Raw genomic sequence first — 25,794 nt, 5'->3', positions numbered from 1 at the left:
GGGTGCAGGTCCTTAGGAGGTGGGGATGTCATAGACGTTCTTCGGGGTCACGATGCCGGTGACCGCCTTGGCGAACTTCGTGCTCAGCGACTTGCCCTCGACATCGACGTCGCTGGTGGTGTGCACCACGAGCGTGGCCTTGGCCTCGGGCAGATAGACCATCACCGTCTGGTAGCCGGGCAGCGACCCGTTGTGCCCGATCCACCCGTTGACGTCGGAGATGCCCAGGCCGTAGCTCACGCCCTCCCGGCCCGTCGGCAGCATTGTCAGCCGTTCGGCCTGGGTCGCCCTGGACAGCAGCTTTCCCTCGGCAAGGGCGGACGCCCAGGACCGCAGATCGTGCAGGTTCGAGATCATCACCCCGGACGCGGCGCCCGGCGGGGCCCAGTTCGTCGCGTCCGTGGTCGAGCCGTCGTCCGACGCCTGGTCGGTGTACCCGTGGGCGTGGGGGGCGGGGAACTCGGCGCCCTTTGGCACGAAGGTGTGTTTCAGGTGGGCCGGTTTGAGCACATGTTGGGTCAGGTAGCGGTCGAAGGGCTGCCCGGTCACCTTCTCCACCACCATCGACAGCAGGATGGTGTTGGTGTTGCTGTACTGGTACTGGCTGCCCGCGGGGAAGGCGACCGGGTGCTTGAAGGCGTAGGCCAGCAGTTCCTCATCGGTGAACGTGCGGCTGGTGTCGGCCAGAAAGGCCTTGGCGAAGCCCTCGTCGTTCAGGGCGTTGAACAGGCCGCTGCGCATTTCCGCGAGGTGACGCAGCGTGATGTGGTGGCCGTTGGGGACGGCGTGCACGTACTTGGAGATCGGATCGTCCAGGCTTACCTGTCCCTGGTCGACCAGACGCAGCAGCGCGGTGACCGTGAAGGTCTTGGTGACGCTGCCGATGCGCATGTTGAAGTCGGGGGACATCGGCGCGTTGGTCGCCGTGTCGGCGGTGCCGAAAGCCTTGACGTAACTGCCCTTGCCGGGCGCCCACAGGCCCACCGTCACCCCGGGCGTGTGCGTGGTCTTCAGAACGTTCTGGACGGCACGGTCGAGCTGGGCGCGGACCTGCGGCGTCAGCGTCCGCATCGCCGGCTGTCTCGAGACGGTCCTGTGCGCCGGGGACGCATCGCCGGCGAAGGCCTGGGCCCCGGCACCGGTCGCCATCACCGTGCCGGCGGCCAGCGCCGCCCCGATCACGGCGAGCGTGCGACGTCGGGTCATGGGCCGAGTGCTCTCGCTGGTCGATGAACTGTCAGGCATGCTGCGCCCTTTCCACGTGCGGGCGGGCCCCTTGCGGTCCGTCCGCTTCGCTTTCCATCGTGGTTTTGCCTGGCGGGCTTTTCCTCTGCCTTACGGGCGGCTTTTGCTGTCCGCCGCAGGGCGGAGACAGCGCCGCTCTCATCCCCGGCCGCCCGGGTACGTCCTTCACGGCGAGGTGCCCCGGTCCGATGCAGGCCGGGGCACCTGGGGTGCATCGTCTTTGGGGCTGGGGCTGGGGCTGGGGCTGGGGCTGGGGCAACAGGCTGGCCGCCGCGCAACCGTCTGCCGGAACGGGCCGATCCTGCTCTGCGAGCCGTGCGTCTTATCGGACGCAGAGGGTGGTGCGTGCGGCGGTGAGCCAGGCGGAGGTCTGGTCGGCGGTCCAGGTGTCCGGGTCGGCGTTGGTGGCCAGTATGAGCTGGCGGGTGCCGTCGGCGCTGGTGAAGGCATTGGTCTGGGTGCCCAGGACGGTCCCGGTGTGGCCCCACATGCTGACGCCGCACAGCGTCAGCTTTTCCAGGCCCAGCCCGTAGCCCTTGGTGGGATCGGCCGGATCGATGGTGAAGGGCCCGGCTTTCGTCATCTCGGCCAGCTGCGCCTTCGGCAGGAGCTTGCCGGTGAGCAGGGCCTCATCGAAGCGGGCCAAGTCGTTGACGGTCGAGGTCAGTGCGCCTGCCGCCCAGGTGGTGGAGGGGCTGATGCCGAAGGTGATGTCCTGGGACGCATGGCCTGCCTTGTCCAGCAGGTAGCTGTGCACGGCCGGGTTTTGGATCTTCAGGGTGCGGAGGGGGAGCCTGGTGTCACGCAGTTTGAGAGGGGTGATGATGCGGCGGTTGAGTTCCTGCTCGTAGGAGTGGTGGGTGACCTTTTCGATGATCAGGCCGAGCAGGAAGTAGTTGGTGTTGGAGTAGGAGAACTTCGTGCCGGGCGCGAACAGCGGCGTGTGGGTGTTGGCCAGGGCCACCAGCTGACGCGGCGACCAGTAGTATCCGGCGTCCCCTCGCAGGTAGGGGGCCATGGAGGCCGGGTCCCGATCGAAGGGGTAGAGGCCGCTGGTGTGGTTGAGCAGCTGGCGCACGGTGACGTGGTCGCCGCCGTGGATGACGCCAGGCAACAGCCGCTGCACGGTGTCGTCCAGGCTCAGCCGGTGCTCGGCCACCAGCTGCAGCACCACGGTGGCGGTGAACACCTTGGTGTTGCTGCCGATCCGCAGATGGTCGGTGCTGGTCATGGGCCGCTTGGTGGCCACATCGGCGTAGCCGGCCGCGGCGGTCACGGTGCGGCCGTGGTCCCGGACGAGAGCGATCGCCCCGGGCAGATGTGCCTCGGTCAGCTGGCGCACGGCCTGCCGGGCGGCGCGCTCGGCGGCCCAGGGGCGGGCCGGTGCCGTGTGGCGGACCGAGGCGGGGGAGGCGGCCGTGCCGTGGCCGGCGGCGAAGGCCGTGGCGCTGGGGGCAAGGACGGCTCCGGCCGCGCTCGCGGCGACCAGGAGGGCAGCGATCCACCTGCCGCGCCGGCGTGTCGGGCGCGGAGGAATGGCGGTGTCACGGGTCATGGGGGCTCCAGGAGGAAGAGGTGCGGCGCACGGTGGATCGGTGTACCACCAGCCTCGATGCCGCCGGGGTGAAAGACGTCCGTCCCACGGACCACCCGAGGGCTCCGTCGTGCGGGGGAGGACTGGGTAGTACTGCGTCTGTCGGGCGAGGACCGGCAGGCGCACGGCGGTGCCCTGCCGGCAGAGCTCGTCCGCGGCCCGGGAGAGATCCGGGAGTGTTTCGTGCGCCTGCAGCGCACGGCCCGCCGGGAGGTGCTCAGCTTCGCCCGGCTGCCCTTTGCCCTGGCACTGGAGAGCAACGACACGGAGCTGGAGATGTTCGGCCGGGGTGTGCGCTACCGAGCGGTGTACGAGCGGGCCGTGCTGGCCCAGCCCGGCGCGAGTGAACACCTGCGCTGCTACCTCGATGCCGGCGAACAGGCCCGCGCCGCAACCGTCCTGCCCAGCAAGTTCGTCATCGCCGACCGCCGCCTTGCCCTGATCCCGGTGAGCGCGGATCAGAAGCCGGACGCCGGCTGCCTCCTGATCCGCACGCGGGGGATCGTGGACGCCCTGGCCGCCCTGTTCGAGCAGGTGTGGGACCGCTCGGTGCCCCTGCAGCGGCACGAGCGGGCCGAGCCGGACAGCGACGCGCAGGCCACCTTCAGTCGCGAGGACCTCGAACTCCTCGCGCTCATACTGGCCGGCCTGCCCGACAAGGCCCTGGCTTCCCGACTGGGGCTCAGCGTCCGCACGGTCCACCGGCGTATCCGCCGCCTGATGTCCCTGGCCGGCTGCACCACCCGCATGCAGCTGGGCTGGTACGCCGCCCGAGCCGGGCTGCTGTGACCGCGGCGCTTCGCGCAGCAGCGCCGGGGGACTGCGATCCCGACGACGACGGTTGCGGATGTGCGGGGTCGGTCGTGGCCGTGCGGTTGTCCCCCCACCGTCCGCGGCCGGCCGCAGTACGCCCAGAGCTTGCCCGGCCGGGGATTCCCATCGTTTCGGCCCTCTCGCGGGCGATGGCCGGATATGAGGGATATCGGTCCTTGCCCCGCCGTGAGACCTGGCTCGACCCTTGCAGTCATGATCACCTCGAACGGCCCGGCCGGCGCGGACAGACGCCTACGCACCCATCCTGTCGTGATGGTCCTCTACGACGGGGTGCAGGCGCTGGACGTCACCGGGCCGATGGACGTCCTGGCGGCCGCCAATGACCACGGGGGCCGCTACCGGGTTGTCGCCCTGTCTCCCGGCGGCAAGGAGGTGCGGACCACGTCCGGGTTGCGGTTTGCCGCCGACGGGGTGCTTGAGGAGTGGTCCGGGCGGATCGGCACGCTCATGGTTCCCGGCAGCCCCGACTGGCACGTTCCCGTGGAAGACCACGGGCTGATCGGGGAGTTGACGCGGCTGGCCCGCTCGGCCGGTCGGGTCGCCTCGCTGTGCGCGGGGGCCTTCCCGCTGGCGGCCGCGGGTCTGCTCGACGGGTGCCGTGTGGCCACCCACTGGCGGCAGGCCGACCAGCTGGCCGCCCGCTTCCCGTCGGTGCACGTGGACCGTGATGCGCTGTTCATCCGTGACGGACGGATCATCACCTCGGCGGGCGTCACGGCGGGCATCGACTTGACCCTGTCGTTGGTGGAGGAGGATCTGGGCCCGGAGGTGGCGCGTGGCGCGGCGAAGGACCTGGTGGTCTTCATGGCCCGGCCGGGCGGCCAGTCCCAGTTCAGTGTCCGGCTGCGCGCACGGTATTGCCGCAGCGCCGGCGTGCGGACGGTGCTGGACGCGGTGACGGCCGCTCCCCAGGCGGACCACAAGCTGCCCGTGCTGGCGGCGCGGGCGGGAGTGAGTGTGCGCCACCTGACCCGGCTGATCCGTCAGGAGACCGGCACCACGGCCGCCCGGTTCGTCGAGCAGATCCGCCTGGAAGCGGCGCAGAGCATGCTGGAATCGGGCACCGACCCCTTGGACATGGTCGCCCGCCGCAGCGGACTGGGATCGGCGGAGACGCTGCGCCGTGTCTTCCAGCGCGAGCTGGGTGTTTCCCCCGGCGCCTACCGCGCACGCTTTCGCAGCACGCAGCCGGACTGTCCCATGACCTCCTCCCAGCCCGCCGCCGGCTGACGGCCCTCCGATGGCGCACCCTTCGGCGAGGGGACGGCACCCGCGGTACCCGGCACCACGCCCGCCACGGGACTTATACCGTCTTGTGCTGGTTGAGGCGGCAGGGGGAGGATTTCCCCATGGACGGCAGGAGCGGGCCGCGCCGGCGGCCGCACCTCGTGGTGATGGTGCTCTTCGACTGCGTCCAGTTGCTGGATGTGACCGGGCCGCTGGAGGTGTTCGCCACCGCCAACGACCAGGGCGCCTGCTACCGGTTGCTGACCGCCTCCTGCGGGGGGCGGGAGGTAACGACCACGGCAGGTGCGCGGCTGGCGGCGGATGCGGCCCTGGAGGAGTTCACCGGCACCATCGACACCCTGATCGTCCCCGGCCGCTCCGACTGGCGCCGGGCGGTGTCGGATGCCCCCCCTCATCGCCGGGATCAGCCGCCTGGCCGGGTTCTCCCGCCGGGTGGCCTCGGTGTGCGCGGGCGCGTTCCCGCTCGCGGCCACCGGGCTGCTTGACGGGCGCCGGGCGGCCACCCACTGGTGCCTGGCCCACGAACTGGCCGAGTACTTCCCGTACGTCCACGTCGATGCCGACTCCATCTTCGTGCGCGACGGGAAGGTCATCAGCTCCGCAGGCGTCACCTCCGGCATCGATCTGGCCCTGTCGTTGGTGGAGGAGGACTTCGGCCCGAAGGTGGCGCGTGCCGCGGCGAAGTATCTCGTGGTCTTCATGGCCCGGCCGGGCGGCCAGTCCCAGTTCAGCGTCCGCCAGGTCGCCCGGCAGCCCCGCCACCAGGTGGTGCGGCAGGTGCTGGACGACGTCACCGCGGACCCGGCCGCCGATCACAGCCTGCAGGCCGTGGCGGGGCGGGTCGGCGTGAGCGTGCGCCAGCTCACCCGGCTCTTTCGCGCCGAGGCCGGGGTGACCGTGACCCGCTTTGTGGAGCAGATCCGCCTCGAGGCCGCACAAGGGCTGCTCGAGTCCGGCACCGACCCGCTGGACGTCGTGGCCCGCCGTTCGGGTTTCGGCTCCGAGGAGACCCTGCGCCGCGCATTCCAGCGGGACCGCGGCATCACCCCCGGCGCCTACCGGGCGCGGTTCAGGACCACGCTCACCGCCCAGCCGGTTTCGGCCGGGGCGCACTGACCGGCCCTTTTTCTTTCATTCCGGCCACATATTCGGCCGTACTTCCCGCTGAACGGGCCACGTTTTCCTTTTCGCGCCGGATTCGGAAATCCGTCGCAGTTCTTGCACGTTGCCGAGTCCGTAACGCGATAAACCGTTTTAGGAGCTGTCATCAGCAGACGTTTCACTTTTGCCTATGAGGCGCGCGGGCAGGGACACCTCGATGCCCTGGCCCGGCGCCGGGTACCGCCCGCCGTGGTGGATTTCCTGCTCGCCCCGTTGCTGGCGGTGGCCGCCCTCACGGAGGCCGTCGATCCCGCGCATCCGACCGGACGCGGCCTGGACGGGGTGGGCATCGCCCTGGCCCTGATGGTGGGAGCCCCCTTCGCGGTGCACCGCCGGTGGCCGGGCGCCGCACTGTGGGCCGTCGGCGCGGCAGCGGCCGCGCTCCAGGCCCGCCACTCCATCCCCGCCCCGGTGGCCGGCGGGGGTGCCACCATCGGCACGGTGCTACTGGCCGTCGGGGCGGCGGTCTTCCTCACCACCGTCCGCTACGGACGCTGCCCCACCTACCAGCTGCTGGCGGTGACGGCCCTGGCGGCCGGCAGCACCGAAATTTTGATCGCCCCCGCCAACAGCATCGGCTCCGCCCTCACCGTGGACATCCTCGTCGTCGCCGCGTGGGCGTTGGGATGCCTGGTCAGAGCCCGCCGCGCCATAGCGGCCGAAGCGCTCGAGCATGCCGCCGCCCTCAAGCGCGAGCAGGTCGCACTGGCCCGCACCGCCGTGGTGGAGGAGCGCGCCAGGATCGCCCGCGAACTGCACGACATCGTGGCCCACCACGTGAGCCTGATGATCGTGCAGGCCATCGCCGCCGACCGCGTCCAGGCCACGGACCCCGCCAAGACCCGGGAGTTGCACGCCGCCATCGAAGCGACCGGCCGTGCCACCGTCGCCGAGCTGCGGCGCCTGTTGGAACTGCTGCGCACCGAGGAAGACGAGGCGGTCGCCGCACGCTCACCGCAGCCGGCCCTGGCCGACATCCCTCCGTTGCTGGACTCCCTACGCGAAGCCGGACTCAGTGTGGAGTCCACCCACCTGGGCACGGCCCACCCCCTGCCGGCCGGAACCGAACTCACCGCCTACCGGGTCGTGCAGGAAGCGCTGACCAACACGCTCAAACACGCCGGGCACACCCACGCCGCCGTCACCTTCGACTGGCAGCCACACGGCCTGACCCTCACGGTGCGCGACGACGGCCCGCTCACGCCCGCCACCACCCGGCCCGTGCCGCCCGGCGGCGGACACGGCCTGGTGGGCATGCACGAACGCGTCGCCGCCGCCGGCGGCACCCTCCGCACCGGCCCCCTCGAACACGGCGGCTTCCTCGTCCGCGCCGAGTTGCCCCTGACCCCGTCCGACAACGAAACGGCCTATTCCTGATGGCCGCCACCCGCATCCTGCTCGTCGACGACCAGCCCATGATCCGCACCGGGCTCCGCCTCGTCCTCGAAGCCGAACCCGATCTGACCGTGGCGGTGAATCCGGCGACGGCCCGGCCGGCATCGAGGACACCCGCAGCCTGCAACCGGACGTCGTCCTCATGGACATCCGCATGCCCCGGCTGGACGGAGTGGAGGCGACCCGTCGCATCCTTGAGACCCGGCCGGAAACCCGGGTGATCATCCTGACCGCCTTCGACCTGGACGAACACGTCCTGGACGCCCTGCGCGCCGGAGCCGGCGGCCTCCTGGTCAAAGACGGCCCGGCCGACTCCCGCGCCGGAGCGATCCGCACGGTCGCCCCAGGAGAGGCGGTCATCTCACCGCGGGTGACCCGCCGACTCCTCGAACGGTTCGCCGCACTCCCCGAACCGGTGCCCGCCCCGCCGAGCCTCGCCCTCACGGAACGGGAAGTGGACGTGCTGAGGGCACTGACCCGCGGCCTGTCCAACGCCGAGATCGCCGCCCAACTCTTCGTCAGCGAAGCCACCGTGAAGACCCACGTCGCCCACATCCTCGACAAGTACCACCTGCGCGACCGCGTCCAGGCCCTCATCCTCGCCTACGACACGGGACTCGCCCTGCCCTCCATCCGCCCCTAGGGCACAGCCACAGCACAGGGGAGGAGGCGGCCGCCCCCGTCATCCCCACGAAGGACCTCCACGATCGCCACCTCGGCCGATGCCCGCACACGCGGTGGGGCGCAGGCTGGATGCAGGCAACGGCCCGTCCCCGCCACCGGCAGCGAGCGCCGCGTTGGACAGACGGCCAGAGATCCCTTGGGGAAACAACACGTGATGACCACGAGCACGCTCGACCGTCCTGCCCCCGGCCCGACGATCTCCTGGCCGTGCCCGTCCTCCTTGCGCATCACCCTCCTCATGGGGCCCGGCTGCAGCATGCTCGTCCGCCTGAGCGGCGAACTGGACATCGCCACCAGCCCCGCAGTCGACAGCGCCCTCGACTTCTGCCTCAGCCTCGACCGCAGCCACGGCGTGACCCTTGATGCGGCCGACCTCACCTTCATCGACGCGGCCGGTCTGCGCCCCCTCATCCAGGCCCACACGCTCAGCAGGCGACGCGGCCAGTGGCTGCGCATCCAACCGGCGAGCACCGCGCTGCACCAGGTGCTGACCCTGACCCGGCACACCCACCGGCTCCTTGACTGCACGGCAGCCGGCCAGGGCGACACCGGTGGTGCAGGTGACGGCGCCGCCAACGCCCCGGCAGGGCCGGTACGGCACCACAGCCGGCGATGACTGCCCAGGCCGGGCGGTTGTAGGGCACTGCCCGGACCGGCCGTACCCGCCATCAGCGCCACAGCACGGTGCACGACACCTCTCACCAGGTCGGATGGCCGATGCCGCTCGGATGGCCGATGCCGCCGGAGTGCCAAGAGCGTGCCCTCTGCTCCCGGTGTCCTGTCCGGGCCCCGGCCTGCCGGCCCCGGTGATGACGCAGCAGATCAAGGGGCTCAAGGGGTGCACGGCCAATGCGTACGTGTACGACGACAACCGCCGGTTCATCGACGGCCCCAAGGTCCCTTGACCGACCGCGGCCGGCACCCGCCTGCGGCGCTTGGACCGGGTTACGCCACGGCGGCGCATGGCGGCGCCGGCTTCCCGGCCGTCGCCAGGCGCAGGACCGCGCCCACGCGCCATCCGTCCGGCTCGCGGGTCACCTCGGTCGTTTCGGTCAGTGCCTCGACGATGGCCAGGCCGCGGCCGCGCTCGGCCACCTCCTGTGGGATGACAGGCCGATGGGCCGTCACAGGGGCTCCGGAGTCCGTCACACACAGGTGCAGCCGGTTGGCCTGCTGGAGGAGGCGGATGGTCATCTCCGCATGGCCGTAGCGGACGGTGTTGGCGGCCAGTTCACTGATGACCAGTTGGGCCGCATCGAGGTCGTCCGCACTCACTCCCCACCGGGTGAGCAGGCCGGCGGCCCAGTGACGGGCGACGCTCACGCTGGCGGGTTCGGCGGGCAGCGCCACCACAGCTGTCCGAACAGGACCGGTCACAGGCAGCGTCATCCGGCGTACGGCGTCCACGGTCAGTACGGTCTGGTGAGCCGCAGGGTGCGGATGGCGCGGACGGGACAGCACGGCGACCTCCGAGGGGCCTGTGCGGCGGAGGATCCGTCGGTACACGGGAGACAACCGGGTGCGCCCGCGGGGGCATGGCCGTGCCGTCGGACCTGGATCCCACGTTTTCGGCCCTGGCTTCGTCGGGGTGAGGCGAGAGGGGCTGCTGCCGAGCTCGGCCGACGCATTCTGATCAGCGGGCCCGGAAGGGTGCTGACGTCCAAGTCCCTGGTCGGCGCACGGGGCAAGCGCAGGTCGCAGGCCGGGCCGGATAGGGTCCCGACCCGGCACAACGGTTCGATCGTGTTGCGGTCCCCGCAGTGGTGCGGGGGACCTGGCGCAACGACCGCGCGTACGCGCCCCACGCGCTTATCGGGCCCGGTCTCTCAGGGTGTCATCGCTCCCGCACAGCCGGTAGGTGCACGGTGGGTGGGGGGCGCCCAGGCGGCGTTGGAAGAGGCAGTGGACCGGGGCCCCGGGCGACGCGCCGATCAGCGGGGCGGCCGGATACACCCACAGCAGCTGGGTGCCGCCGGACAGCAGCGCGGGACCCAGCTGGCGTGCCGGGTTCGCCGAGCCTCCGCTCAGTCGCCCCGGCGCGGTGACGAGCAGGGCCGTCACCGTGCCGACGGCGGCTGATGGTGGGGTGGGCCAGGAAGAACCCGGCCTCACGACCACGAGCGTGAGGCAGCCGGCCTCTGCGAACACCGGCGCGGTGGTGCTCCACGCCGGGCCGGAGTGCACGGCGGCATGGTGCAACGGGGGCCGGGAGACCGCCGCCCCCGGCACAGCCGCCCCAGCGCGGTGCCCGCCACCGAGCCCGCCAGTTGCGCGACGGCGCAGGCGGGCACGTAGTGCCTGGGGAAGGCGCCCATCAGCCACAGCGCGATGCTGATCGTGGGGTTCGTGCGGGCGCCGGAGCAGCGTCTTGGCGGGGAGGTGATCAGCACCACGAGGACGATGCCGACCACCGTCCCTCCGATGGCTGTGGCCGCGCGGGTGCTGTTTACGGCGAGTGGCGAGTCCGGTGATGTCAGCCGGCGGGCGGCGGTGATCACGCAGTGGAGCAGGAGGGTCGTCAGCACGAACTCACTCCCAGGCCGCGTCGGCAAGCCCGTTCGTACAGAGGGCGGCGGTGCGAAGGCGCGGCGGCGGAGCCGGTGGCTTCTTCCCGGAGTACCTTTCGACGGGTACGTCGCAGGGCGGCCGCACGGGCGGGGGAGAGGACCGGCCGGTCATGGCGTGCGGTTATCGGGCGGCGGCAGCAGGCCAGATCGTGCGCACGGTGCTGGTCAGCGCCTGTCCCTGGCGCCGTCCTTGGCGGGCGGAGGCGGGCCGCCGGGCGGGGTCCAGCGGATTGGGGCCGATCGCCTTCAGTGCGGCGTCGTCGGGTGTGATGACCAGGACCTGGCTGTGCGTTTGCAGCAGTGGCACCTCGCCGGCGAGCCCGGCGGATGCGGGGTTGAGGCCGGGGCCGGTGTCGGGCGCGAGGACGACCACCACGTCGTGGCCCAGGGCGAGGTCGGCGTTGGTCGCGGAGCGGACGCTGCCGTCGACGTAGCGGCGTCGGGCGACGGTGGCGGGCGGCCATGTGCCGGGCACGGCGCAGCTGGCTGCCACGGCGGATGCCAGCGGGACGCCCGAGGTACGGTCCCACACGGCAAGATCGCCTGTGTGTGCGTCGACCGCGGTGATGAGCAGCCGGCGTGCGGGCCAGGTGTCGACGGGCAGCCGGCCTTGGATGGTCCGCATCCGCTCGGCTTCCGAGACGGTGGGCGCTGCGAGGGCCATGGCACCGATCCGGGCCCTGATCTCCCGCCCGTCGCGGGCGCCCTCGATTAGCCGGGTGAGGGCGGCCGCGGTGCCCTGCGGGTCGAAGTCGGCCTTCACTTCCTGTGAGGTGGCGGCGGGCGCCAGCTGGTCGGCGAGGAGGTAGTGAAGGCCGATGCCGCTGGTGGCCTGGACCGCCACGACCGATCCGGCCGACGTGCCGACCACCAGGTCGGCGCCTGCAAGGTCCGCCCCCGCCTCCTGCAGCGCCTGGAGCACGCCCAGCTCCCAGGCGATTCCCGTCACGCCGCCTCCGCCGAGTACCAGGGCCGTGGACATCAGCGGCCTCCCGCCTCGGGGCGGGGTGCGGCAAGTGCCTGCCGTAGCGTCTGTCCGGCCTGGTCGATCGCCGCCTGGGTGAGGGGAGAGGCCGCCAGTGCGTCCTGTGCGGTGAAGGAATGGATCGCCCCCAGGTAGCGGGCCGCGACCACGGGGACACCTGCCTGTGTGAGTTTGCGGGCGTAGGCCTCGCCCTCGTCGCGCAGCACGTCCGCCTCGGCCGTGATCACCAGGGCCGGCGGCAGCCCGGCCAGCTCGGCTGTGGTGGCCCGCAGTGGTGCGGCGGTAGGTTCGGTGCGCACCGAGTGGTCGGGCGCGTAGTGGTCCCAAAACCACCGCATCTGCGTGCGGGTGAGGAAGAAGCCGTCCGCGAACTGCTCGTGGGACGGGGTGTCGAAGCCGGCGTCCAGCGCCGGGTAGAGCAGCACCTGCTGCAGCAGGTGGGGGCCGCCTCGGCGCTTGGCCAGCAGGGTGGCGGCGGTGGCCAGGTTGGCGCCCGCGCTGTCCCCGGCGACCGCCAGCCGGGACCCGTCCAGGCCCAGCTGCTGCCCGTGCTCGGCGATCCAGGCGGTGGCCGTGTACACCTCTTCGAGTGCGACTGGATAGCGGGCCTCCGGCGAGCGGGTGTACTCCACGAACACCACGGCCACGCCGCTGGCATGGGCCAGGTCGCGGGTGGTGCGGTCGTAGGAGAAGCGGTCGCCCAGCACCCAGCCGCCGCCGTGGACATACATCACCGCCGGCAGCACGCCCGAGGAGCCCTTGGGCCGTACGATCCGCACCAGAACCGTGCCACGGGGCCCGATGGGCAGGTGCTGCTCGTGGATGTGGACGGGCTTGAGTACCGCCTGGGCGGCGCGCTGGCCCGCCAGGGCGCCGGCCCGGGCCGTGGGAGGCGACTGGCTTTCCAACGGCGGCGCATCGGCCGCGGCCAGCCGCGCCAGGAAACGCGTGGCATACGGATCCAGGTGTACGGGCGGGTGGGGGTCCATCGGTTCCTCCATGACGGGCACAGGGGCGCAGGGGCGCAGGGGCGTCAGGGGCGGTGCATCGTGGCGTCGGGGGCCTGCTGCGGCGGCGCTGGCGTGGGTGGGATGCGCTGCGTCGGCGGCACCGGGGGGTCGGCGGTGGCTGCCGGGGGGCGGGCGAGCAGACGGTCGTCGAAGGACGGGCTGAAGTTCCAGCCCAGCAGGCTGGGCCGCCCGTCGTAGTGGGCCAGCCGCCCGAGGGAGGCGGTGCGCAGCGCCAGGTGTGCCCCGGCCGCGGCGGGAAGGCCGAGCCAGCGGGCGGTCATCAGCCGGATGAGGTTGCCGTGCGAGACGAGGACGACGGGTCTGCCGCCGGCCAGGAGCCGGCGGGCGTGCTCGAGCACCCGATCCGCCCGGGCGGTCACCCCCGGCAGGCATTCGCCCGCGCACGCCGTCGTGTGCAGGGCGCTGTCCCAGATGTCGTGGTGGCACGGCCCGCTCCCGCAGCGCTCGTCCATGGTGTGTCCGTCGGGCAGCTGGTAGCTCCACTCCTGCAGGTCGGGGTCGATGTCCGCGCTCAGGCCCGCCAGAGCCGCGGTGCGGCGGGCCCGCAGCGCCGGACTGCACAGCACGTGGGCGTCCTGGTAGGCCTCGAGATGCGGCCGGAGCAAGCCTGCCTCGCGCTTGCCCGCGGCGGTCAGGTCGGGATCGTCGTGCCCGGTGTAGTAGCGGCGGGAGCGGTTCCAGGCCGTTTCCGCGTGCCGGACGAGAATGATCTGCTGCTGGGGCATCTGCCACCATGCCTTTCCTGCGGCCCCGGTGTGCCGGCGGGAGGGCCGGCTGCGCCCGGGGCCGCCTTGCTTGTCAGGGGCCGGTGTTCGTATGCCGCGACCGGCTGCTCGACCTGCACCATGGTCAGGGGCGGCGGGGCGCTCAGCAGCCGGTGGACGGGACAGCGGTCGGCCACGGCCACGGGCCTGCGCCGCTGGTCGTCGTCCAGACAGATCTTTTGGACGATGGCCGACTCGCCGTCCTGCTCCAGTCGCAACCGGACCTGCACGCCGCGCAGGGGCCAGGCGTGGCGGCCGGTGTACATCCTCATGATTATCGAGGTGCAGGCGCCCGACGCTGCGAGCAGCAGCTCGGTGGGTCGGGCCCGGTGTCGTTGCCGGCGGGGGCGGGTCCGTCGGCGATCGGAGGGTGGGGTCCGACCGTGATGAGGCGGGCCGGGCCTGCCTGTTCGGTGATGTGTACCGTGCGGTGGGACATTTCAGTCCTGCCCGGGAGCCAGGAGCACGGCGGTGCGGCTGTCGTGGGCGAGAGCGATGCTGACGCTGGGGGAGAACCAGCTGGCGAGGCGACTGCGGTGGTGCGGGCCGACGACGATCAGGTCGGCGTCGAAGTCCTCGGCGGCCTCCCGCACGGCCTGCGCCACATCGGACACCAGCCCGTCCAGCAGTTTGCCGTCGGCCTGGATGCCGGCCTGCCGCAGGGTTGCGACGGCCGAGTCCAGGACCCGGTGGGCGGCTGCGTCGTCCTCCAGGCCGACGACGGTGTCGTACACCACCTCGGAGGTGTCGATGTGCAGCACACGGACCTGCGCGCCGCTCAGGAGGGCCAGTTCGGCGGTGGTGCGGATCGCGCTGTGCGAGGCCGGGCTGTCGTCGACGGCGACCAGGATGTGGTGAAACATGGGGTTTTGCTCCTTGAAGGGGGTGGACTCAGCGCTGGACGGCGCTCGGGGCGGGGGCGGTGGCCGGCGCGTCCTGGTGGTGGTGCTCTGCGGTCCGCTCGCGCTGGAGGAGGGCGACGGCGGCGGAGACGGCCAGCAGTACGACGGACAGCCACAGGCCCTTGGCGATGCCTCCGGAGGAGTCGGACAGCAGGCCGGAGACCAGGGGGCCGACGGCCTGGCCGACGCTGAAGGCGACCGTCAGCAGGGCGATGCCCAGGGTCCAGGCGTGTGCGGGCAGCATCCGGCGGGCCAGGACGGTCACGGCGGTGGGTCCGGCCATGAACGTCCCGCCGAAGATGATCGCCGAGGCGATCGCGGCGCCCATCCCGTGCCACAGCAGTACGGGCAGCACTCCGATCAGCACGACGGCCGAGACCAGCGCGGGGGCCGTGCCGCCGCGCAGCCGGCCGATCAGCCGGCCCCACACCAGCAGCGTCGCCGCCGCGGAGGCCACGCCCAGCACGATGAAGAAGGTGCCGGTGCCCCAGACCTTCATGCCCTGGCTGTGCAGCAGGGCGATGACGAAGGTCATGTAGGACACGTAGCCGGCGCCGAACAGCACGTACCAGATGAACAGGGGCGTCAGCGGCTTGAGGCCGGCGCGGCCGCCGTGGGCGGCGCCGCCGGTGGCCTGCTCGGGTACCTGGCGTGCGGCCCAGGCGGCCGGTCCGATGGCGAGGAGGGCGAGCAGACCCATCAGCAGCCACCCGGCCTGCCAGCCGGACACGCCCCAGGCGGTGAGGGCCGCGGGGACGACCACGCCGGAGAGCACCACGCCGATGCCGACACCGGCCATGTACATCCCGACCAGCGAGGCTGAGCGGGCCTGTTGGCCGCCGCTGTGGACGCGGGAGGCGAGCGCCGAACCGACCACGAAGGTCACCGCGGTGCTCAGGCCGCCGATGAATCGCAGCACGGTCAGGCCGGCGAAGTTGTCGGTCGCCCCGGAGGCGAGCAGCGCGAGCGCACTGATGACGATGCCCCACACGAACGCCTTCCCGGAACCGAAGCGGCGCGACCACCAGGCGGCGGTGGCGGCTCCGATGATGTAGCCCAGCGCGTTGGCGGTGTTCATCCCGCCGGCCGCCGCGTAGCTCCAGTGCAGCTTCTCGCGCATGGCCGGCAGCAGCAGCGCGTAGGCGAACCGGGTGAAGCCCAGTGCCACCACCGGGCCCGCCGCCAACGCCAGCGCAACCAGGAACTCCGGCCGATGCTTGGCGGCCAGAGACGGTGAGGCGGTCATCGCACACGCTCCCAGGCAGTCGAGTCGATCATCACAGTGCCTTTCTCGAACGATCCGGATGTCAGGATCACGGCGCTTGATCAGCGCCTTCACGGACCTTCAACCCGTGCTGCGGGGGCGGCCATGTCCAGCCCGCGGGCCGTGCTGCCCACAGATCGGGCCATTGCTCAAGCCCGCGCGCGACGGATCGGGCCATCCGCCCAGTCCGCGCGCGACGGGCAGTCATCGGGCCGTCGAGCCGCTCACCGCGGGCACGCCGCCGCCGGGGGCTGGTGGCGGTGAGACGGGCAGCAGGGGCGCGTGCGGCAGGCGCCTGCGCACCAGGCCGAAGAGCCCACCACCCACCAGCGGGGCGATCAGGTACACCCACAGCCACGCCAGGTCGTGGGAGAACAGCTCCGGCCCGAACTGCCGGGCCGGGTTGAAACTTCCGCCCATCCATCGGCCGACCAGCAGGATCAGCGCGGCGATCACCGACCCGGCGACCGCCGGCAGCGTGGAGGCCAGGCGGGGTCGGGCCGCCACGAAGGTCACCGCGGCGAGCATCACGGCGGTCGCCGCCGCCTCGGAGGCGAACACCGCTGGCCAAGGGATGCGGTCGGAGGCCCGGATGACGGCGTAGCCGACCGCGGGCTGGGCCGTCTGTGCACCCCACACCAACCGGCCCACCGCCACCCCCGTGACCGAACCGGCGAGTTGGGCTGCGGCATAGGCTGCCGCATCCCGCCCGGGCAGGGCACCCATCAGCCAAGACGCCAGCGAGACGGCCGGGTTCATGTGGCCGCCCGAACGCCGCCCGAACGGCGAGATGATCAGCAGGCCGACGGTGGTCCCGCTGACCATGGCGTCCGCAACCAGCCGGCCCTCCTGCGAGGGAAGTACGCGTGCCAGGACACCCCCGGCGCCGAACAGGTGCCGGAACAGGGTGACCATCACCAGCAGCAGGATCGCGGTCGCGGCGAACTCGCTCAGCCACGCACCCCAGTTGTGCCGGCCCAGGCTGCGCCGGCTCTGCTTTTGCACAACATCCTCCTGATCACCGCGTGATCACACGCGTACCGACGGGACACCCGGCCTGGGCACGTGCCCACCCGCCGGTCAATCTCCGCGCCCCGTTCACAGCCCCGCGCCGGCCCGCTTCCACGAGGACACCGGGCCGCCCGGGAAGGGCGGTTGTACGAGGACAACCCGCGTCCCGGCCGGCGGCATGCCCGCGGGCACGGCCACGTCGCCCACGGATCAGGCCACGGCCGCCCGGGACAAAGACGGGCCACCCGCACCGGCGCGGCGCCTTGCACCGCTCTTGCACGGCCGGCGCCCCACCCTTCCCGGGCCGCGCAGTGCAATCCGGCTGCAGCGCCGCCCTCCAGGCTCACCGCACACCCCAAGGGGCCTGCGGCACGCCGGCCCGGGAAAGAAGGAGCGGCACCATGCCGGTCAACGTCGCCAAGGCCGCCGGACTGGCGGTGTCAGCCTGTGGAGCGCAGGTAAGACGGGCACCCCTGCCCGCACAGCGCAGCGAAGCTGGAACCCACTCGAAGCGACCCACACGGCTTGTGTGGGAGCAGGCGGGAATCCCGGGCTTTTAGGCCCGGGCGGATGGCAAGTCCGCTCCCGCTGACAGCGGCAACATCCCCAGCGCTGCCCGCCTGTTCCCTCACCTCAGCGGGCGCCGCCGCGCCCGCGACGAACGACAGCGCCCGCACCGGACCCTTGGCCCGTGCACGCCGTCGCCCGCCCCTGCCCGGTACGGGGGCGAGCTCACCGGCCCTGCGGCACCCTCATGTTGTTCCCTCCAGGTGGGCTGCGGGAATGTGCCCCATCCTGCCCCGCTGGTAGTCCTCGAGGGCCTGCCGGATCTCCGCCTCGGTGTTCATCACGAACGGGCCATAGCGGGCGATCGGCTCCTGCAGCGGCACGCCGCCCAGCAGCAGCACCTCGAAGCGGCCGGTGCGGCCACGCTGATGGGCCCCCGCCTGGACGGTCAGGACATCGCCGCCACCGAACACCGCCAGTTGCCCCTCCCCGACGGGGCGCCTGTCGGCGCCCACGCTCCCCGCTCCCTGCAGGACGTAGACCATCGCGCTGAACCGCGGATCCCACCCGGTCCGCAACTGCGCCTGGGGAAGCAGACTCGCGTGCGCATAGACGATCGGGGTGTAGGTCACGCCCGGTCCCTGGTAGCCGCCAAGCCCACCGGCGATCAGGCGTACCAGCGCCCCGCCGTCATCGGAGGTGAGCAGCCGCAGCTTGTCCGCCCGGACGTCCTGGTAGCGCGGCTGCGCCCACTTGTGGGTGCGGGGCAGGTTCACCCACAGCTGGATGCCGTGGCCGAGGCCGCCCTTGGCCAGGACCTCCTCGCTGGGGACCTCGTCGTGCAGGATCCCCGACCCTGCGGTCATCCATTGCGTGTCCCCGTCCGATATCACGCCTCCGCCACCGTTGGAATCGTGGTGCACCACCGTGCCGTCGATGACGTAGGTGACCGTTTCGAACCCGCGGTGCGGGTGCCAGGGGGCGCCCTTGGCCTCATGCGGCTGATAGACGGTCTCACCGACGTGGTCGAGCAGCAAGAACGGGTCCGCATCGGTCAAAGCGGCACTCGGGAACGGGCGGCGCACCAGAAAGCCGGCCCCCTCCCGCTGCTGGGGTGCGGTGACCACGTGGCGGACAGGGCGGTCGGTGGCGGTCGCGTCAGGGCGCGGCAGGCGGGGGAGGACCAGGAGATCCTCGACGGTCACGGCTGGCATAACGGTCCTTCGTACGTACGGTGCTGACGACGTCCAGTGCGACGACGTCCCGCTAGGAGGGGGTATTTGCCTTGCCTGCCTCTGACGAGGAGAACCCCGGCAGGCGGGCGGCGTCTCAGGGGCGGCCGAGGTCGGGCAGTCGTCGATACGTCCGCCCCCGACCCACGGAGCCGGCCCTATCGGCCGGTATCGCCCCAGAACGGTGTACCGCCGAATCTAGCTCGCGGACCCAGCACGGTCGCTGCCCGAAGCGGTCACACCTGCCACACATCGGGACCTCGTGGTACGGCCCGGCCGACATCCCAGCCCACGAGTGACGGATACCCGGTGCGCCGTAGGAACCGCCACCGCGGCGCGCTCATCCGTTGGGGGGAGACGCAACCTCGGCCACGCGGCCGAGGCGACCACGGCACCTGCCAACGAGGCTGGATGGTGCGCCGCTTCCCCGTTGGTGGCGTCCGCCGTCCGGGCGGGAGACCTGGTGATCAGCCGGTCTCCGCCGGCTCCGGGGCGGGCGCGGCGGCGCGTGCGAACCGTGAACCGGACCACCCCTCTACGCGAGAGGCTTCTTCATGCGCCTTCCCCTGCTTGCCGCCACCACCGTGTTGTCGGGTGCCCTGGCCATCACCGCGGCTGTGCCCGCCTTCGCCGACCCGGCCCCTCCCGCGGCCGCCACCACGCACAGTGCCGCCGCTCACCGGCCCGGCGCGACCGATCACGCCGCGTGGCACAAGGCCCTGGACGACCTCGTCACCGCGGGCGTGCCCGGCGTCATCGCCGAGGTACACGACTCCCACGGCACATGGACCGGCACCAGCGGCAGAGGCGACCTGCACCACCGCCAACTTCCCGCCGCCGACGGACGCTTCCGCGTCGGAAGCAACACCAAGACGTTCGTCGCCACTACCGTGCTGCAGCTCGTGGCCGAGAAGAAGGTGCGCCTGGACGCACCCATCGAGCACTACCTTCCCGGCCTGGTGCCGGGCGGACAGCACATCACCGTCCGGCAGCTGCTCAGCCATCGCAGCGGACTGTTCAACTACACCGACTCCCTCTGGGGCGGCAGCCTGGAACAGATGTACACGTCCCGGTTCCGCACCTGGACGCCGAAGGAACTGCTCGCCGAAGCCTTCCGGCACGCCCCCTACTTCGCTCCGGGCACCTCCGGCCACTACTCCAACACCAACTACATCGTGCTCGGCATGCTGATCGAGAAGGTCACCGGCAAGAGCGCCGAGCAGGAGATCACCAACCGGCTCATCAAACCCCTCGGAATGCACCACACGTCCTTCCCGGACAACTCCGTCCGGATTCCCGGCCCGCACGCCCGCGGCTACATACGCATGAACGGCCCGGGCTCCCCATTCACCGATGTCACCGAGGAGAACATGTCGGCGGCGTGGACGGCTGGTTCGCTGATCTCCACCACCCATGACCTGAACCGCTTCTTCAGTGCACTCATCGGCGGAAAGCTGCTGCCCCCGGCCCTGCTCCACGCCATGCAGGACGTCAAGCCGTTGCAGGGTCAGCCGCCCTACGGACTCGGGCTCGACCGTGTCACCAACCCGGCGTACGGCACGGCTTACGGTCATACCGGCGGAACCCTGGGATACACCACCTACAGCTACATCACCGCCGACCACAGCCGCCAGGTCACCTTCTCCCTCAACACCATGATCGACTCGGCGCAGATCAAGGCGGCCGTGGACAAGGCGCTGACGACGCTGCTGAGTCCTCCCGCCACGTCGCGTTAACTGATGGTTTCAGAATGAGATCCGGAGGCGGCGAAGGCGTATGCGGTGCCGCCGGTTGAGGCGAGGGTCTGTCCGTCTGCCCCATGCAGCTCTGTCCCACGGCGGGCGGCTGGCAGCCGCACAGACTCGCCCGTCCGGCCTGAGCACCGTGCATAGTGTGCTCATGGATCGATTCGCGGGTCAGGCCCGCCTCGAATGGTGGGCCAATCACGCGACGTTCCTTGAGAAGTACGACATCGACGTCACTGTCACTGTCGACACGGTCGGCGCGTGGCGGGCAACCGGCCGGCATTCCAACGCCCTCGACACGACCCGGCGCGAGGGCTGGGACTTCCTCATGGAGATGGACCCTCACTTCTCCCTTGTGTTTCCCGGCGAGGACGACGGCGGGATCTTGGTGAGAGTCTTCGAGGAGGAGGATGGAACTCTCACGCTCACGGAGGCGTCGGACGGGCGGTTCGGTGAACATCACTCGCGACCTCTCCTGAGTTGAGCCCCCTCAAAGGCAGGAACCGACTTTGCCGCCTACCACCGCCTCCGGCATGTTGCCTGTCAGCGGTCTTTCAGAAGGCAGTTCGGAGACGGCGAAGGCATATGAGACTGCAGGCCGGTTCGAGCAGGCCCCGGTGCAGATCCGCGCGTCGTTCGTAGCGGATGCGGAGCCGCTTGAACCGGTGCAGCCGGGCAAAGGCGCGCTCGACGACCCAGCGCACCTTTCCCGGTCCGGAGCCGTGTGCGACCCCACGTCGGGCGATCATCGGCTTGATGCCGCGCTTTCACAACAGATGACGGTACCTGTCGAAGTCGTAGCCCCTGTCGGCATACAGACGCCGGGGCTTGCGGCGGGGGTGTCCTCGCAGGCCCCGAATCGCCGGGACGGCGTCCAGCAGCGGCAGCAACTGGGTGACGTCATGTCGATTCCCGCCGGTGAGCGTGACGGCAAGCGGTGTGCCGTGGCGGTCGACGATCAGATGGTGTTTGGGGCCGGGACGGGCACGGTCCACGGGCGAGGGACCGACGTGCCCTCCTTTCAGTGCCCGGACATGCGACCCGTCCACGGCGCAGTCGTCCAGGCCCAGAAGGTCAGCGCGGCGTAGCTCGGCCGGCAGGGCGGCATGCAGACGCGGCCAGACGCCAGCCTCGGTCCAGTCTCGCAGCCGGCGCCAGGCCGTCACCCCGGAGCAGCCCACGGTCTCGGCCGGAACATCGCGCCAGGCGACACCGGTCCGCAGCACGTACATGACGCCCGCGAGGGCCACTCGGTCCGGAACCCGAAGTCGACCCGGGTGGCGACGGCGCCGTTCGGGAGCGGGCGGCAGCAGCGGAGCCACCCGCTCCCACAGGTCATCTGCGGCTGTTTCGTCGGGCAGGCTGGTCCCCTCGTCCATGTCGCCGGTGCGAGGACGGCCTGGGTGTGGCGCTTGGCTTCGGGGCGATTCCCGCTGGCCGCGGATGTCCTCGGGTTCGCCCCGTCGTGCGTGTGCTCGGCAGTGGCCGTGAACAACGCCGGGGTCTCCTGTCCGGCCGACGTTTTCCGTGACTCGTACGACGTCGACCGAAGCCCTCCTGCGTGTCTCATCGAGCAGGCGGCAAAGCTGCACGGGCATCTCGGCTACCGGCTCGACGGCTTGGGGTTCACAGCGACATCGGTGCCGCCGTGACCCCCATGACCAGCGAGTAGAGCGTGTCGTTCGCCGTGATGAAGAGGCGGTTCCGTCTCTGGCCGCCGAAGCGGATGTTGGAGACCGTGTTGGGCACCAGGATGCGGCCGAGCAGGGTTCCGTCCGGGGCGTAGCAGTGCACTCCGTCGTCCATGGCCGCGGCCCAGAGGTGGCCCCGGTCGTCGAAGCGGAGGTTGTCGAAGCGGGCCTCCTTACGGGCCCCCGCGTCGGCGAAGATCTTGCCTTCGGACAGCGTGCCGTCATCGCGCACGTCGAAGACCCGGATGAAGCCTGCCCGGGTGTCGGAGACGTACAGCTCGCTCTCGTCGGCCGAGAAGACCAGGCCGTTGGGCGCGCCGAAGCAGTCGGCGACCAGTTGCACCTCGCCGGTAGCGGGATCGATGCGGTAGACGTTGTTGGCGCCGACCTCGCTCTCGCCGCGCACGCCTTCGTAGTCGCTGGTGATTCCGAAGTCCGGGTCCGAGAACCAGACCGAGCCGTCGGACTTCACGGCTGCGTCGTTGGGGCTGTTGAGCCGCTTGCCCCGGTAGCGGTCGGCGAGCACGGTGAGCGAGCCGTCGTGCTCGGTGCGGGTGACCCGGCGATTGCCCTGCTCACAGGTGATCAGACGGCCCTCGCGGTCCAGGGTGTTGCCGTTGGAGTGCCCCGCGGGCGAGCGGAAGAGGCTGACCGCTCCGGTCGCTTCATCCCAGCGCAGCATCCGGTCGTTGGGGATGTCGCTCCAGATCAGCTGGCGCCAGGCCGGTATGTACAGCGGCCCCTCCGCCCAGCGGGAGCCCACGTGGAGCGTCTCCAGTTGCAGATCACCCGCGGTGCACTTCTCCGTACGGAACCTGTCGTCGAGTACTTCGTAAAGCGCGGGGCGGCCGGTGGCCATGTCCGTTCTCCTTCAGTCGTTCCGAGTTTCAAGCGCCGAACAGCATCCTGATCAAGCCGAGTATTGCAGGATGACGTATGGTCAATGCAAGGCATTGGATGGAACTGGTTTAGGGGAGGGTGTCATGGACGATGTGGACCGGAAGCTGCTGAACCTGCTGCAGGAGGACGCCACCCAGGCGTACGCCGTCCTGGGCAAGGCCGTCGGACTCTCCGCGGGCGCGGCCCACGAACGAGTGCGCAAGCTGCGTGAGTCGGGGGTGATCCGCCGTACGACGGTCGAGGTGGACCCCGCCGCGGTCGGCGGCGGCGTGCTGGCCTTCGTCATGGTCGACTCATCCGCATGGATGGGCGACGTCGGCGAGTCCTTCGCGGCGATCCCCGAGCTGCAGGAGGCCCACATCATCGCGGGCAGCGCATCGGTCCTGGTCAAGGTCAGGACCGGGACGACCGAACAACTCCAGGACGTACTGCGGCGGTTGTACGAGATCGAAGGCGTCAGCGGCACCCAGGCGACGGTGGTCCTGGAGACGTTCTTCGAAAGGCCGGTGTCGACGGAAGTCTGAAGCACCCATGTACCGCTGTCAGGCCGGCAAGAGCGAGTACTGCGGCTCGGGTGACGGAGCGTCACCGGCGCGCTGAGACATCTGCCCGTTCACGGAAATCTTGGCAGAGCCCAGTGACTGTCCGGCTTCGTCCTCGCCAGCCGTACTGCTTCAGCAGCTGCCAGGTGCCCTCCACCGTGTAGGAGACGTGGCACAGTCAGCCGATCAGCGTTTTGATCCGTGCCGGTGTCCACCGATGGTCCGCCCAACCGTGTGCCAGTGGGCCGCGCTCCAACTCCCTTTCCAGCTCGGCGATCTGGATCTCACTGAGCCGAGGTCCTCCCGGCGGGCCTTTCGGCAGGACCCCAGCCTCGCCGCCCTCGCGCCAGGCCCGGCGCCACCGCTCGACCGACCGCACGCTGATCCGCAAGGCGGTGGCAACCTCCACGTTCTTCTGCCCGCACTCGAAGCGCTCCACAGCCTGGAGCCGCAACCGCTCCTGCGCTGGTCTCTGCGAGCCGGTGCGTCGAGAGGGCGGGTGGGCGTGGGGAGCTGTGCCGGGTGCCCGGCTGCGACGGCTGCTCGCGGCCTGCCGGCTGCGCAGGGGGCGGGGCGGACTCCCGGCCGCCGGCGCGCCGGCGGGGTCTGGCGAGGGCGGGGCCGGCGGGCGGTTTCGGGGTTGTCGGTGGCGGGGTCCGGCTTCCATAAAACCTTTGCGGCAGACTGCGCTCGCCATCCTTACTCGTGCACGAGGTAATGCTGGGTTTGTTGCTGTCCTCGACCGTCGGAGTCGGTGCGACGCTGGCCGGCCCGGCGTCGGACTGGCGGTACCGCCGTCCGCGCAGGTGACGTCCGGGCGCCGCCGGCGCCCCGAACCTATTCGGCCCAGGGGTCGAAGCCGGTCTGGAGGACGGCTTCGAGGGAGGAGCGCAGGCGGGCCGCCTCATCGGTGCCGAAGCTCTTCTCGAACCGGGACTGCACGGCTCGCCACAGGGGCATCGCGGCCTTCAGCCGTGACAGGCCCTCCGGTGTGAGCGTGACGAGCCGTGCGCGGCGGTCGGTTGCCGAGGGTTCGACGGTCACCAGGCCCTCGCGCGCGAGCGGCTTGAGGTTCGAGGCCAGCGTCGTGCGATCCATGGCGATCACGTCGGCAAGGCTGGTGATCGTCATCTCGCCGTGGACACTGAGCTTCTGCAGGATGCTGAACTGCGTCCCGCGAAGACCGACCGAGGCCAGGGCCTTGTCGTAGGTCGCGCCGAGGTACCGGGACGCCCTGCGCAGGGCCAGGTTGTTGCACGGGTCGAGGTCGGCCGGGGTCGTGGTCATCGTTTCCTCCAGAGCTTGCACATCCATGATACGAGCATGTACTCCTAGATGTGAAGGGCGAGGCGGCTCCCGGCGCCGGCTGTGCGGGTGGCGCTCGCCGGACTCGGGGCGAACATGCGGACACGCCTCTGCGTCCGGGCGATGTCACCCTTGCGTGACCCTCGGTGATGGCCTCATCGAGGAGGTGGCTGCCGAGCATCCCACTGTCCGCAAGACCTGGGTCGGCGGTGGCTGTCGCCAGCACCTCTTCGAACACGACGTGACGCTCGGCGTCGACATGCACTTCGTCCGCCGTGACCCCGCCGCCAGAGGATTTGCCGTCCTGTCGAGACGGTGGACCGTCGAGAGAACCCTGGGCCGGCTGATCATTGTGTTCAGGATTCGTCGGCGAGGAAGTGCTCGGCGAGTGGGGTGCCTGCGAACTTCTCGTGCATCAGGCGAGAGAAGAGCAGCAGCGAGCTGCGCGGCCGGTGGAGCACCGCGAGGTTCTGGGCCTGCCCCGCGGCGTTCCGGGTGACCGTGACGACAACCTTCAGGGGTTCGCCCTGGATCGATGACTCGTAGATCTCCAGGAAGCCGCTGTCGCCGAAGTCGCCGGCGTAGCTGAAGTCCTGGAACTCGTACAGTTCCCGGGCCTTCACCACGACCGCGCGCACCGCTTCCGCGCCGCGCGCGGTGCCGTTCATCGCCCCGCCTTCGAGGGTGACGTCGTCGGCCAGGCTGTCCAGCCACCACGGGTAGTAGCTCAGGCCCTGGCGAGTGGAGTCGTCGTCTTCTGCGTTCGGCACGTCTTGCGCTCCTTCGAAGGTCCGGCCGCGGGCCGGATCGCGGGTGGGCCTGATCGGCTGCAAACGCTGCCGGCCCATAGATATGAGCATATGCTCCTGTTTTGGGGGAGGCAAGTAATAACCCGGCGAACCCGGACGGGAGCGACCTCGGCGGGAGGAGCGCTTCCGTGCCCACCGTGTCGTGCTCCGCAGAGCCGCTCACCGTACCGGCCGTGCCGAAGCCGGCCAGTACACGCGGGCGGGGGCTCTCATGCTTCGAAATCGCCGGCAGCTTGGGATTCCTGTGCGCCTCGGGGCGCATGCTGTTCCGGCCCGGAGGCATCCCCCCAGGCCGGCGCGCGCGGCGGCGGGCAGGTGTCCAGGTGCCGGGGGGGGGGGCCCCCGGGGGGGGGGGGCCGGGGCGGCGCCGGGCACGGT

At 71.0% G+C, this 25,794-nt stretch carries 24 protein-coding genes and 5 pseudogenes; 11 read left to right on the top strand and 18 right to left on the bottom strand.

The genetic code is table 11. The features are described 5' to 3' along the window. Positions 1-12: 12 nt before the first annotated feature. Both ABT085_RS20695 and ABT085_RS20690 read right to left on the bottom strand, forming a co-directional pair. The gene (locus ABT085_RS20695; RefSeq protein ID WP_351609646.1) at positions 13-1,206 is read right to left on the bottom strand and encodes a serine hydrolase domain-containing protein; all 1,194 of its coding nucleotides are present in this window, start codon (positions 1,204-1,206) and stop codon (positions 13-15) included. A 361-nt stretch (positions 1,207-1,567) separates the two neighbouring features. Further along, a complete protein-coding gene (locus ABT085_RS20690; RefSeq protein ID WP_351609643.1) occupies positions 1,568-2,800 on the bottom strand; it encodes a serine hydrolase domain-containing protein in 1,233 nt (410 codons plus the stop codon). 222 nt (positions 2,801-3,022) lie between these two features. Here ABT085_RS20690 and ABT085_RS20685 point away from each other — a divergent pair, with 222 nt between their 5' ends. The 7 genes and pseudogenes from ABT085_RS20685 to ABT085_RS20655 all read left to right on the top strand — a co-directional run bounded on the left by ABT085_RS20685 (position 3,023) and on the right by ABT085_RS20655 (position 8,777). Then, positions 3,023-3,628, top strand: coding sequence for a winged helix-turn-helix transcriptional regulator (locus ABT085_RS20685; RefSeq protein WP_351609641.1), 606 nt, complete (start codon positions 3,023-3,025; stop codon positions 3,626-3,628). 237 nt (positions 3,629-3,865) lie between these two features. Further along, positions 3,866-4,903 (top strand): GlxA family transcriptional regulator, encoded by a 1,038-nt coding sequence (locus ABT085_RS20680; protein WP_351609638.1) that lies wholly within the window; start codon positions 3,866-3,868, stop codon positions 4,901-4,903. A 119-nt stretch (positions 4,904-5,022) separates the two neighbouring features. Then, a complete protein-coding gene (locus ABT085_RS20675; protein ID WP_351609635.1) occupies positions 5,023-5,406 on the top strand; it encodes a DJ-1/PfpI family protein in 384 nt (127 codons plus the stop codon). Then, entirely contained in the window at positions 5,303-6,037 is a 735-nt protein-coding gene (locus ABT085_RS20670; protein WP_351609633.1) for a GlxA family transcriptional regulator, read from the top strand. The genes ABT085_RS20675 and ABT085_RS20670 overlap by 104 nt, the downstream gene beginning before the upstream one ends. Positions 6,038-6,271: 234 nt before the next feature. After that, the gene (locus tag ABT085_RS20665) at positions 6,272-7,459 is read left to right on the top strand and encodes a sensor histidine kinase (protein WP_351609630.1); all 1,188 of its coding nucleotides are present in this window, start codon (positions 6,272-6,274) and stop codon (positions 7,457-7,459) included. Next, positions 7,459-8,120, top strand: a pseudogene (locus ABT085_RS20660) (response regulator). Before ABT085_RS20665 ends, ABT085_RS20660 begins: the two are co-directional and overlap by 1 nt. A gap of 195 nt (positions 8,121-8,315) precedes the next feature. Further along, a complete protein-coding gene (locus tag ABT085_RS20655; protein WP_351609628.1) occupies positions 8,316-8,777 on the top strand; it encodes an STAS domain-containing protein in 462 nt (153 codons plus the stop codon). A gap of 329 nt (positions 8,778-9,106) precedes the next feature. Here ABT085_RS20655 and ABT085_RS20650 read toward each other — a convergent pair whose 3' ends face one another. The 11 genes and pseudogenes from ABT085_RS20650 to ABT085_RS20600 form a co-directional block, all read right to left on the bottom strand. Then, positions 9,107-9,568, bottom strand: coding sequence for an ATP-binding protein (locus ABT085_RS20650; RefSeq protein WP_351609626.1), 462 nt, complete (start codon positions 9,566-9,568; stop codon positions 9,107-9,109). 402 nt (positions 9,569-9,970) lie between these two features. Next, positions 9,971-10,273 (bottom strand): aquaporin, encoded by a 303-nt coding sequence (locus tag ABT085_RS20645; RefSeq protein ID WP_351609623.1) that lies wholly within the window; start codon positions 10,271-10,273, stop codon positions 9,971-9,973. Then, on the bottom strand, positions 10,270-10,686 hold the full coding sequence (locus ABT085_RS20640) for an aquaporin (protein ID WP_351609620.1): 417 nt from the start codon (positions 10,684-10,686) through the stop codon (positions 10,270-10,272). Before ABT085_RS20640 ends, ABT085_RS20645 begins: the two co-directional genes overlap by 4 nt. A gap of 163 nt (positions 10,687-10,849) precedes the next feature. Continuing rightward, positions 10,850-11,710, bottom strand: coding sequence for a patatin-like phospholipase family protein (locus tag ABT085_RS20635; RefSeq protein WP_351609617.1), 861 nt, complete (start codon positions 11,708-11,710; stop codon positions 10,850-10,852). Beyond that, a complete protein-coding gene (locus ABT085_RS20630; RefSeq protein WP_351609615.1) occupies positions 11,710-12,702 on the bottom strand; it encodes an alpha/beta hydrolase in 993 nt (330 codons plus the stop codon). Before ABT085_RS20630 ends, ABT085_RS20635 begins: the two co-directional genes overlap by 1 nt. Positions 12,703-12,746: 44 nt before the next feature. Then, on the bottom strand, positions 12,747-13,469 hold the full coding sequence (locus tag ABT085_RS20625; RefSeq protein WP_351609613.1) for a histidine phosphatase family protein: 723 nt from the start codon (positions 13,467-13,469) through the stop codon (positions 12,747-12,749). After that, a pseudogene (locus tag ABT085_RS20620) lies at positions 13,376-13,822 on the bottom strand (OsmC family protein); the annotation flags it as partial. The pseudogene ABT085_RS20620 and the gene ABT085_RS20625, both read right to left, overlap by 94 nt. A gap of 126 nt (positions 13,823-13,948) precedes the next feature. Continuing rightward, positions 13,949-14,371: a universal stress protein gene (locus tag ABT085_RS20615; protein WP_351609610.1), complete on the bottom strand. Its 423-nt coding sequence runs from the start codon at positions 14,369-14,371 to the stop codon at positions 13,949-13,951. A gap of 28 nt (positions 14,372-14,399) precedes the next feature. After that, on the bottom strand, positions 14,400-15,656 hold the full coding sequence (locus ABT085_RS20610; protein ID WP_351609602.1) for a YbfB/YjiJ family MFS transporter: 1,257 nt from the start codon (positions 15,654-15,656) through the stop codon (positions 14,400-14,402). A gap of 222 nt (positions 15,657-15,878) precedes the next feature. Next, positions 15,879-16,679, bottom strand: a complete 801-nt coding sequence (locus tag ABT085_RS20605; RefSeq protein WP_351609599.1) for an aquaporin — start codon at positions 16,677-16,679, stop codon at positions 15,879-15,881. A 758-nt stretch (positions 16,680-17,437) separates the two neighbouring features. Then, positions 17,438-18,406, bottom strand: a complete 969-nt coding sequence (locus tag ABT085_RS20600) for a pirin family protein (protein ID WP_351609596.1) — start codon at positions 18,404-18,406, stop codon at positions 17,438-17,440. A 572-nt stretch (positions 18,407-18,978) separates the two neighbouring features. Between ABT085_RS20600 and ABT085_RS20595 the strand changes: the two genes are divergently transcribed. Both ABT085_RS20595 and ABT085_RS20590 read left to right on the top strand, forming a co-directional pair. Then, a complete protein-coding gene (locus ABT085_RS20595) occupies positions 18,979-20,160 on the top strand; it encodes a serine hydrolase domain-containing protein (protein WP_351609593.1) in 1,182 nt (393 codons plus the stop codon). Between the two features lie 163 nt (positions 20,161-20,323). Continuing rightward, complete coding sequence (locus tag ABT085_RS20590) at positions 20,324-20,653, top strand: hypothetical protein (RefSeq protein WP_351609590.1); 330 nt, start codon at positions 20,324-20,326, stop codon at positions 20,651-20,653. 70 nt (positions 20,654-20,723) lie between these two features. Here the strand turns inward: ABT085_RS20590 and ABT085_RS20585 are convergent. Together ABT085_RS20585 and ABT085_RS20580 are read right to left on the bottom strand one after the other, a co-directional pair. Beyond that, a pseudogene (locus ABT085_RS20585) lies at positions 20,724-21,548 on the bottom strand (IS5 family transposase). Between the two features lie 247 nt (positions 21,549-21,795). Then, positions 21,796-22,719 carry an SMP-30/gluconolactonase/LRE family protein gene (locus ABT085_RS20580; protein ID WP_351609587.1) on the bottom strand — a complete coding sequence of 308 codons (924 nt, stop codon included), beginning with the start codon at positions 22,717-22,719 and terminating at the stop codon, positions 21,796-21,798. Positions 22,720-22,843: 124 nt separating this feature from the next. Here ABT085_RS20580 and ABT085_RS20575 point away from each other — a divergent pair, with 124 nt between their 5' ends. Then, positions 22,844-23,284: an Lrp/AsnC family transcriptional regulator gene (locus ABT085_RS20575; protein ID WP_351609585.1), complete on the top strand. Its 441-nt coding sequence runs from the start codon at positions 22,844-22,846 to the stop codon at positions 23,282-23,284. 136 nt (positions 23,285-23,420) lie between these two features. On the opposite strand, the pseudogene ABT085_RS46725 reads toward ABT085_RS20575, so the two are convergent. Both ABT085_RS46725 and ABT085_RS20565 read right to left on the bottom strand, forming a co-directional pair. Continuing rightward, positions 23,421-23,756: pseudogene (locus tag ABT085_RS46725) on the bottom strand (helix-turn-helix domain-containing protein); the annotation flags it as partial. Positions 23,757-24,139: 383 nt separating this feature from the next. Next, a complete protein-coding gene (locus tag ABT085_RS20565; RefSeq protein ID WP_351609580.1) occupies positions 24,140-24,616 on the bottom strand; it encodes a MarR family winged helix-turn-helix transcriptional regulator in 477 nt (158 codons plus the stop codon). Between the two features lie 136 nt (positions 24,617-24,752). Here ABT085_RS20565 and ABT085_RS20560 point away from each other — a divergent pair. Then, a pseudogene (locus ABT085_RS20560) lies at positions 24,753-24,977 on the top strand (IS5 family transposase); the annotation flags it as partial. Here ABT085_RS20560 and ABT085_RS20555 read toward each other — a convergent pair. After that, on the bottom strand, positions 24,964-25,377 hold the full coding sequence (locus tag ABT085_RS20555) for a hypothetical protein (protein WP_351609577.1): 414 nt from the start codon (positions 25,375-25,377) through the stop codon (positions 24,964-24,966). The pseudogene ABT085_RS20560 and the gene ABT085_RS20555 sit on opposite strands and share 14 nt — an antisense overlap. Positions 25,378-25,794: the final 417 nt, after the last annotated feature.

The sequence above is a fragment of the Streptomyces sp. NPDC002265 genome (assembly GCF_040296125.1).
GTDB lineage: Bacteria > Actinomycetota > Actinomycetes > Streptomycetales > Streptomycetaceae > Streptomyces.
The sequence above is the reverse complement of the archived record's forward strand: the minus strand, read 5'-3'. Positions and strand labels throughout refer to the sequence as shown.